This is a genomic window from Candidatus Omnitrophota bacterium (assembly GCA_028715965.1).
Lineage (GTDB): Bacteria > Omnitrophota > Gorgyraeia > Tantalellales > Tantalellaceae > JAQUQS01.
This window is the reverse complement of sequence record JAQUQS010000034.1, coordinates 1-10,674: the sequence shown is the minus strand read 5'-3', so window position 1 is coordinate 10,674 and position 10,674 is coordinate 1. Positions and strand designations below refer to the sequence as shown.

Annotated in this window: 1 protein-coding gene; it reads right to left on the bottom strand. The window is 51.6% G+C overall.

Annotated elements, in window-relative coordinates; translation table 11 throughout:
* Positions 1–10,674 (bottom strand): hypothetical protein (locus PHH49_08335; GenBank protein ID MDD5488945.1); only part of this gene is annotated, 10,674 nt, incomplete at both ends.

The window sequence follows — 10,674 nt, the reverse complement described above, 5'->3', positions numbered from 1 at the left end:
TGTCCGCCACATGGTAATCACCTTTGTCCTGGCTCGCGCTTGCCATGTATCCGTTAGCGTCGTAGACATATGTGGTAACGACGCCTTTTTTGTCGGTGGTAGTGACAAGCTGGTCCTCGCCCCACGCATTCTGGGCATATACCGCGCTCGACCCGTCGTTGGATGAGGTCGCTAGCAGATTGTTGTTGTCATCGTATTCATATGTCGTTATTTTGCCCTTGCGGTCCGTGATAGTATCTATGACCTCTTCTCCGTTAAGGAGCTTATAGACCATGTCCGCCACATGTTTGCCGTTCTTATCCTGGCTTGCTGAGGCCATATATCCGTTAGCATCGTAGACATAGGAGGTAACGACGCCTTTTTTATCGGTAGTAGTGACGGGTTGGTCCTCGCCCCACGCGTTCTGGGTGTATACCGCGCTCGATCCATCGGAGGAAGAAGTCGCGACGAGGTTGTTCCCTTCATAGATGTATGTCGTTACTTTGCCTTTACGGTCTGTGATAGTGTCTATGACCTCTTCTCCGTTAAGGAGTTTATATGCCATGTCGGCTACATGTTTGCCGTTCTTGTCCTGGCTTGCTGAGGCCATATATCCGTTAGCATCGTAGACATAGGAGGTAACCACGCCTTTTTTGTCGGTAGCCGTGACTAGCTGGTCCTCGCCCCACGCGTTCTGGGTGTATACCGCGCTCGATCCGTCGGTAGAAGATGTAGCGATGAGGTTATTCCCTTCGTAGACGTATGTCGTTACTTTCTCTTTACGGTCCGTGATAGTATCTATGACCTCTTCTCCGTTAAGGAGTTTATATGCCATGTCCGCTACATGCTTGCCGTTCTTGTCCTGGCTGGCGCTTGACATATATCCGTTGGCGTCATATGAGTAGGTCGTCACCACGCCATTTTTATCCGTCGTGGTAACGAGCTGGTCCTCGCCCCACGCGTTCTGGGTATATACCGCGCTCGATCCATCGGTGGAGGAAGTCGCGACGAGGTTATTCCCTTCATAGTTATACGTCGTTATTTTGCCTTTGCGGTCCGTGATGGTGTCTATGACCTCCTCGCCGTTAAGGAGCTTATAGGCCATGGTCGCCACATGTTTGCCGTTCTTATCCTGGCTCGCGCTTGTCATATATCCGTTGGCGTCATAGACATAGGTTGTGACGACACCTTTCTTGTCGGTAGTGGTGACAAGCTGGTCCTCGCCCCACGCGTTCTGGGTATATACGGCGCTCGATCCATCGGTGGAGGAAGTCGCGACGAGGTTATTCCCTTCATAGTTATACGTCGTTATTTTGCCTTTGCGGTCCGTGATGGTGTCTATGACCTCCTCGCCGTTAAGGAGCTTATAGGCCATGGTCGCCACATGTTTGCCGTTCTTGTCCTGGCTCGCGCTTGCCATGTATCCGTTGGCGTCATACGAGTAAGTTGAGACCACGCCATTTTTATCTGTCGTGGTAACAAGCTGGTCCTCGCCCCACGCGTTCTGGGTGTATACGGCGCTCGACCCGTCGGTCGACGAGGTGCTCGTAAGGTTGTTGCCTTCATACCCGTATGTCGTGATCTTTCCTTTGCGGTCCGTGATGGTGTCTATGACCTCCTCGCCGTTAAGGAGTTTGTAGACCATATCGGCTATATGTTTATCTTCCTTATCCTGGCTCGAGCTTGTCATATATCCGTTCAGGTCATATGTGTAGGTGGTAACGACGCCTTTTTTGTCGGTAGTGGTGACAAGCTGGTCCTCGCCCCACGCGTTCTGGGTGTATGTCGCTCTCGACCCGTCGGTGGAAGAAGTGCCGGCGAGGTTATTTCCATCATACATATATGTCGTGATCTTTCCTTTACGGTCAGTGATAGTATCTATGACCTCCTCGCCGTTAAGGAGCTTATAGGCCATATCGGCTATATGTTTACCCTCCTTATCCTGGCTTGAGCTTGTCATATATCCGTTCAGGTCATATGTGTATGTGGTAACGACGCCTTTTTTGTCGGTAGTGGTGACAAGCTGGTCCTCGCCCCACGCGTTCTCGGAATATGTCGCGCTAGATCCGTCGGTGGAAGAGGTCGCGGTGAGGTTGTTTCCATCATACATATAAGTGGTGACCTTGCCTTTACGGTCAGTGATGGTGTCTATGACCTCTTCGCCATTAAGGAGTTTATAGGCCATATCGGCTATATGCTTACCCTCCTTATCCTGGCTCGCGCTCGACATATACCCGTTAGTATCATATGAATAGGTCGTCACCACACCTTTCTTGTCGGTAGCCGTAATGAGTTGGTCCTCGCCCCACGCGTTCTGGGTATATACAGCGCTTGAGCCGTCACTCGAACTGGTGCTGATCAGGTTGTTCCCATCATACTCATAAGTCGTGACCTTGCCCTTGCGGTCGGTGATGGTGTCGATGACCTCCTCTCCGTTAAGGAGTTTATAGGCCATATCGGCTATATGCGTACCCTCCTTATCCTGGCTGGCGCTTGACATATATCCGTTAGCGTCGTACGAATATGTGGTAACGACACCTTTCTTGTCGGTAGTGGTGACAAGCTGGTCCTCGCCCCACGCGTTCTGGGTATATACAGCGCTTGAGCCGTCACTCGAACTGGTGCTGATCAGGTTGTTCCCATCATACTCATAAGTCGTGACCTTGCCCTTACGGTCAGTTATCGTATCGATCACTTCATCCCCGTTAAGAAGGCGGTATACGGTATCTCCGATATGTTTACCTTCCTTGTCCTGGCTCGCGCTCGACATATAGCCATTAACGTCATATGAATAGGTGGTAACGACGCCTTTTTTGTCGGTAGTGGTAACGAGCTGGTCCTCGCCCCACGCGTTCTGGGTGTATACGGCGCTTGAGCTGTCACTGGAAGAAGTGCCGGCGAGGTTGTTCCCATCATACTCATAAGTGGTGACCTTGCCCTTACGGTCGGTGATGGTGTCTATGACCTCTTCGCCGCTCAACAGCTTATAAGCTATGTCAGCGACATGTTTGTCTGCCTTGTCCTGGCTCGCGCTGGCCATGTACCCTTCAGTGTCATAAGTGTAGGTGGTAACGACGCCTTTTTTATCTGTAGTGGTAACGAGCTGGTCCTCGCCCCACGCGTTCTGGGTGTATACGGCGCTCGACCCGTCGGTGGAAGAAGTGCCGGCCAGGTTGTTACCGTCATACTCGTAAGTCGTGATCTTGCCCTTGCGGTCGGTTATGGTGTCTATGACCTCTTCGCCCTCTAGCAACTTATAGGTGATATCTCCGACATGCTTGCCGTCCTTGTCCTGGCTGGCGCTGGCCATGTACCCTTCAGTGTCATAAGTGTAGGTGGTAACGACGCCTTTTTTGTCGGTAGTAGTGACAAGCTGGTCCTCGCCCCACGCGTTCTCGGTATATACCGCGCTTGAGCCGTCACTGGAAGAAGTGCCGGCAAGGTTGTTTCCATCATACTCATAAGTGGTGACCTTGCCCTTGCGGTCGGTTATGGTGTCTATGACCTCTTCACCGTTCAGGAGCTTGTAGACGATGTCAGCCACATGATAGTCGCCTTTGTCCTGGCTGGCCGAGGCCATATACCCGTCCGCATCATAGGCATATGTCGTAACTACGTCTTTTTTGTCGGTGGTGGTGACAAGCTGGTCCTCGCCCCACGCGTTCTGGGTATATACCGCGCTCGATCCGTCGGTTGATGAAGTCGCAGCAAGGTTATTTCCATCATACTCGTAAGTCGTGACCTTGCCCTTGCGGTCGGTGATGGTGTCTATGACCTCTTCGCCCTCTAGCAACTTATAGGTGATATCTCCGACATGCTTGCCGTTCTTATCTTGGCTGGCACTGGCCATGTACCCTTCAGTGTCATAAGTGTAGGTGGTAACGACGCCTTTTTTGTCGGTAGTAGTGACAAGCTGGTCCTCTCCCCACGCATTACGGGTGTATACCGCGCTCGATCCGTCGGTTGATGAAGTCGCGGCAAGGTTATTCCCGTCATACTCGTAAGTCGTGACCTTGCCTTTACGGTCGGTTATTGTATCGATCACTTCTTCACCGCCCAGTAGTTTATAGGTGATATCCCCGACATGCTTACCGTCCTTGTCCTGGCTGGCGCTTGCCATGTATCCATTAGCGTCATATGAATAGGTGGTGACGACACCTTTTTTGTCGGTAGTAGTGACAAGCTGGTCCTCTCCCCACGCGTTCTCGGTATATACCGCGCTTGAGCCGTCGGTTGAGGAGGTCGCCACCAAATTGTTGCCTTCATATCCGTAAGTAGTTACTTTACCCTTGCGGTCGGTTATGGTGTCTATGACCTCTTCGCCATTAAGGAGTTTATAGACCATGTCGGCTATGTGCTTACCGCCCTTGTCCTGGCTGGCGCTTGCCATGTACCCTTCAGCGTTATAAGTGTATGTCGTGACGACGCCTTTTTTGTCGGTGGTGGTAACTAGCTGGTCCTCGCCCCACGCGTTCTGGGTGTATACAGCGCTTGATCCGTCGGTTGAGGAGGTCGCCACCAAATTGTTGCCTTCATATCCGTAAGTAGTTACTTTACCCTTGCGGTCGGTTATGGTGTCTATGACCTCTTCGCCATTGAGGAGTTTATAGACCATATCGGCTATGTGCTTACCGCCCTTGTCCTGGCTGGCGCTTGCCATGTACCCTTCAGCGTTATAAGTGTATGTCGTGACGACGCCTTTTTTGTCGGTGGTGGTAACTAGCTGGTCCTCGCCCCACGCATTCTGGGTATATACCGCGCTCGACCCGTCGGTTGAGGAGGTCGCCACCAAATTGTTGCCTTCATATCCGTAAGTAGTTACTTTACCCTTGCGGTCGGTTATGGTGTCTATGACCTCTTCGCCATTGAGAAGTTTATAAGCCATATCGGCTATGTGCTTGCCGTTCTTATCCTGGCTGGCGCTTGCCATGTATCCGTTCAGGTCATAGGTATAAGTGGTAACGACGCCTTTTTTGTCGGTAGTAGTGACAAGCTGGTCCTCGCCCCACGCGTTCTCGGAATATGTCGCGCTAGATCCGTCGGTGGAAGAGGTCGCGGTGAGGTTGTTTCCATCATACATATAAGTGGTGACCTTGCCTTTACGGTCAGTGATGGTGTCTATGACCTCTTCGCCATTGAGGAGCTTATAGACCATATCGGCTATGTGCTTACCGTCCTTGTCCTGGCTGGCGCTTGCCATGTATCCATTAGCGTCATATGAATAGGTGGTAACTACGCCTTTTTTATCGGTGGTAGTGACAAGCTGGTCCTCGCCCCACGCGTTCTGGGTGTATACCGCGCTCGACCCGTCGGTGGAAGAAGTGCCGGCGAGGTTATTCCCGTCATACTCGTAAGTCGTGATCTTGCCCTTGCGGTCGGTTATAGTGTCTATGACCTCTTCGCCATTAAGGAGTTTATAGACCATGTCGGCTATATGCTTGCCGTTCTTATCCTGGCTGGCGCTGGCCATGTACCCTTCAGCGTCATAAGTGTAGGTGGTAACGACGCCTTTTTTATCGGTGGTAGTGACAAGCTGGTCCTCGCCCCACGCGTTCTGGGTATATACCGCGCTCGATCCGTCACTCGAGCTAGTGCTGATCAGGTTATTCCCATCATACTCATAAGTCGTGACCTTGCCCTTGCGGTCGGTTATAGTATCGATGACCTCTTCACCGTTCAGGAGCTTGTAGACTATGTTCGCAACATGATAGTCACCTTTGTCCTGGCTGGCCGAGGCCATATACCCGTCCGTGTCATAGGAGTAGGTCGTAACGATGCCTTTTTTATCGGTGGTAGTGACAAGCTGGTCCTCGCCCCACGCATTCTGGGTATACACCGCGCTTGAGCCGTCACTCGAGCTAGTGCTGATCAGGTTGTTCCCGTCATACTCGTAAGTCGTAACCTTGCCCTTGCGGTCGGTTATAGTGTCTATGACCTCTTCGCCATTAAGGAGTTTATAGACCATATCGGCTATATGCTTGCCGTTCTTGTCCTGGCTGGCGCTGGCCATGTATCCTTCAGCGTCATAAGTATATGTCGTGACGACGCCTTTTTTGTCGGTGGTGGTAACTAGCTGGTCCTCGCCCCACGCGTTCTGGGTATATACCGCGCTTGAGCCGTCGGTTGAGGAGGTCGCCACCAAATTGTTGCCTTCATATCCGTAAGTAGTTTCTTTACCCTTGCGGTCGGTTATGGTGTCGATGACCTCCTCTCCATTGAGGAGTTTATAGGCCATATCGGCTATGTGCTTACCGTCCTTGTCCTGGCTGGCGCTTGCCATGTATCCGTTCAGGTCATAGGTGTAAGTGGTAACGACGCCTTTTTTGTCGGTGGTAGTGACAAGCTGGTCCTCGCCCCACGCGTTCTGGGTATATACCGCGCTCGATCCGTCAGAGGAAGAAGTGCCGGCGAGGTTATTCCCATCATACTCATAAGTCGTGACCTTACCCTTGCGGTCGGTTATGGTATCAATGACCTCCTCGCCATTCAGGAGTTTGTAGGTTATATCTCCGATGTGGTTACCGTTCTTGTCCTGGCTGGCTGAAGCCATATACCCTTCAGTGTCATAAGTGTATGTCGTGACGACGCCTTTTTTATCGGTGGTAGTGACAAGCTGGTCCTCTCCCCACGCGTTCCGGGTGTACACCGCGCTTGAGCCGTCACTCGAACTAGTGCTGATCAGGTTATTCCCGTCATACTCATAAGTCGTGACCTTGCCCTTGCGGTCGGTTATGGTATCGATGACCTCTTCACCCTCTAGTAGCTTATAGGTGATATCCCCGACATGTTTACCCGCCTTATCCTGGCTAGCGCTTGCCATGTATCCGTTCAGGTCATAGGTGTAGGTGGTAACGACGCCTTTTTTGTCAGTGGTAGTAACAAGCTGGTCCTCGCCCCATTCGTTCTGGGTATATATAGCGCTTGATCCGTCGGTTGATGAAGTCGCAGCAAGGTTATTTCCATCATACTCATAAGTCGTGATCTTGCCCTTGCGGTCGGTGATGGTGTCGATCACTTCTTCACCGCCCAGTAGTTTATAGGTGATATCCCCGACATGTTTACCCGCCTTATCCTGGCTGGCGCTTGCCATGTATCCGTTCAGGTCATAGGCGTAGGTGGTAACGACGCCTTTTTTATCGGTGGTAGTGACAAGCTGGTCCTCTCCCCACGCGTTCCGGGTGTACACCGCGCTTGATCCGTCACTCGAACTAGTGCTGATCAGGTTATTCCCGTCATACTCATAAGTCGTGATCTTGCCCTTGCGGTCGGTTATAGTATCGATGACCTCTTCACCGTTCAGGAGCTTGTAGACTATGTTCGCAACATGATAGTCACCTTTGTCCTGGCTGGCCGAGGCCATATACCCGTCCGTGTCATAGGAGTAGGTCGTAACGATGCCTTTTTTATCGGTGGTAGTGACAAGCTGGTCCTCGCCCCACGCGTTCTGGGTATACACCGCGCTTGAGCCGTCACTCGAACTAGTGCTGATCAGGTTGTTCCCATCATACTCATAAGTCGTGACCTTGCCCTTGCGGTCGGTAATGGTATCTATGACTTCCTCACCGCCCAGAAGTTTATAGGTGATATCCCCGACATGTTTGCCGTTCTTGTCCTGGCTTGCCGAGGTCATATAACCATTAACGTCATATGAATAGGTGGTAACTACGCCTTTTTTATCGGTGGTAGTAACGAGCTGGTCCTCGCCCCACGTGTTCTGCGTGTATACGGCGCTTGAGCCGTCACTCGAACTAGTGCTGATCAGGTTGTTCCCATCATACTCGTAGGTCGTGACCTTACCTTTGCGGTCGGTAATGGTATCGATGACCTCTTCTCCATTAAGGAGCTTGTAGACTATGTTCGCAACATGATAGTCACCTTTGTCCTGGCTGGCCGAGGCCATATACCCGTTCGTGTCATATGAGTAGGTCGTAACGATGCCTTTTTTATCGGTGGTAGTGACAAGCTGGTCCTCGCCCCACGCGTTCTGGGTATATATAGCACTTGAGCCGTCACTCGAACTAGTGCTGATCAGGTTGTTCCCATCATACTCATAAGTCGTGACCTTGCCCTTGCGGTCGGTTATGGTGTCTATGACCTCTTCACCGTTCAGAAGTTTATAGGCTATATCGGCTATATGTTTGCCGTCCTTATCCTGGCTTGCCGAGGCCATATACCCGTTCGTGTCATATGAGTAGGTCGTAACGATGCCTTTTTTATCGGTGGTAGTGACGAGCTGGTCCTCGCCCCACGCGTTCCGCGTGTATACGGCGCTTGAGCCGTCACTCGAACTAGTGCTGATCAGGTTGTTCCCATCATACTCGTAGGTCGTGACCTTACCTTTGCGGTCGGTAATGGTATCGATGACCTCTTCTCCATTAAGGAGCTTGTAGACTATGTTCGCAACATGATAGTCACCTTTGTCCTGGCTGGCCGAGGCCATATACCCGTTCGTGTCATATGAGTAGGTCGTAACGATGCCTTTTTTATCGGTGGTAGTGACAAGCTGGTCCTCGCCCCACGCGTTCTGGGTATATATAGCACTTGAGCCGTCACTCGAACTAGTGCTGATCAGGTTGTTCCCATCATACTCATAAGTCGTGACCTTGCCCTTGCGGTCGGTTATGGTGTCTATGACCTCTTCACCGTTCAGAAGTTTATAGGCTATATCGGCTATATGTTTGCCGTCCTTATCCTGGCTTGCCGAGGCCATATACCCGTTCGTGTCATATGAGTAGGTCGTAACGATGCCTTTTTTATCGGTGGTAGTGACAAGCTGGTCCTCGCCCCACGCGTTCCGGGTATATACAGCGCTTGAGCCGTCACTCGAACTAGTGCTGGTCAGGTTGTTCCCATCATACTCATAAGTCGTGACCTTACCCTTGCGGTCGGTTATGGCATTGATGACCTCTTCGCCATTGAGGAGCTTGTAGAGTATGTCAGCCACATGATACTCGTCTTTATCCTGGCTGGCGCTTGACATATACCCTTCAGCGTCATAAGTGTACGTCGTGACCACTCCTTTTTTGTCGGTAGTGGTAACGAGCTGGTCCTCGCCCCACGCGTTCTGGGTATATATAGCACTTGAGCCGTCACTCGAACTAGTGCTGATCAGGTTGTTCCCATCATACTCATAAGTCGTGACCTTGCCCTTGCGGTCGGTTATGGTATCTATGATCTCCTCGCCGTTCAGGAGCTTGTAGACTATGTCCGACACATGATAATCGCCTTTATCCTGGCTGGCACTTGCCATATGGCCATCAGCGTCATACGAATAGGTCGTGACGACGCCTTTTTTATCGGTGGTAGTGACAAGCTGGTCCTCGCCCCATTCGTTCTGGGTATATATAGCGCTTGAGCCGTCACTCGAACTAGTGCTGATCAGGTTGTTCCCATCATACTCGTAAGTCGTGACCTTCCCCTTGCGGTCGGTTATGGTATCGATGATCTCCTCGCCGTTCAGGAGCTTGTAGAGTATGTCCGACACATGATAGTCGCCTTTGTCCTGGCTGGCTGAGGCCATGTACCCGTTCGTGTCATAGGAGTAAGTCGTAACTACGCCTTTTTTGTCGGTAGTGGTAACGAGCTGGTCCTCACCCCACGCGTTCCGCGTGTACACCGCGCTTGAGCCGTCACTCGAACTAGTGCCGATCAGGTTGTTCCCGTCATACTCGTAAGTCGTGACCTTGCCCTTGCGGTCGGTTATGGTGTCTATGACCTCTTCACCGTTCAGGAGCTTGTAGAGTATGTCCGACACATGGTAGTCGCCTTTGTCCTGGTTGGCTGAGGCCATATATCCGTTCGTATCATAGGAGTAGGTCGTAACAATGCCTTTTTTATCAGTGGTAGTGACAAGCTGGTCCTCACCCCACGCGTTCCGCGTGTACACCGCGCTTGAGCCGTCACTCGAACTAGTGCCGATCAGGTTGTTCCCATCATACTCATAAGTCGTGACCTTGTCCTTGCGGTCGGTTATGGTGTCTATGACCTCTTCACCGTTCAGGAGCTTGTAGAGTATGTCCGACACATGGTAGTCGCCTTTATCCTGGCTGGCCGAAGCCATGTATCCGTTCGTGTCATAGGTATAGGTGGTAACTACGCCTTTTTTATCGGTGGTAGTAACGAGCTGGTCTTCGCCCCACGCGTTTTGGGTGTATACGGCGCTCGACCCGTCGGTGGAAGAAGTGCCGGAGAGGTTGTTACCGTCATACTGGTAAGTCGTGACCTTGCCCTTGCGGTCGGTTATGGTGTCTATGACCTCTTCACCGTTCAGGAGCTTGTAGAGTATGTCCGACACATGATAGTCGCCTTTGTCCTGGCTGGCTGAGGCCATGTACCCGTTCGTGTCATAGGAGTAAGTCGTAACTACGCCTTTTTTGTCGGTAGTGGTAACGAGCTGGTCCTCGCCCCATTCGTTCTGGGTGTATACGGCGCTTGAGCCATCACTCGAACTAGTGCCGATCAGGTTGTTCCCATCATACTCATAATTGGTGACCTTCCCCTTGCGGTCGGTTATGGTATCGATGACCTCTTCACCGTTCAGGAGCTTGTAGACGATGTCCGCTACATGATAGTCGCCTTTGTCCTGGCTGGCGCTTGACATATACCCTTCAGCGTCATAAGTGTACGTCGTGACCACTCCTTTTTTGTCAATAGTGGTGACGAGCTGGTCCTCGCCCCATTCGTTCTGGGTGTACA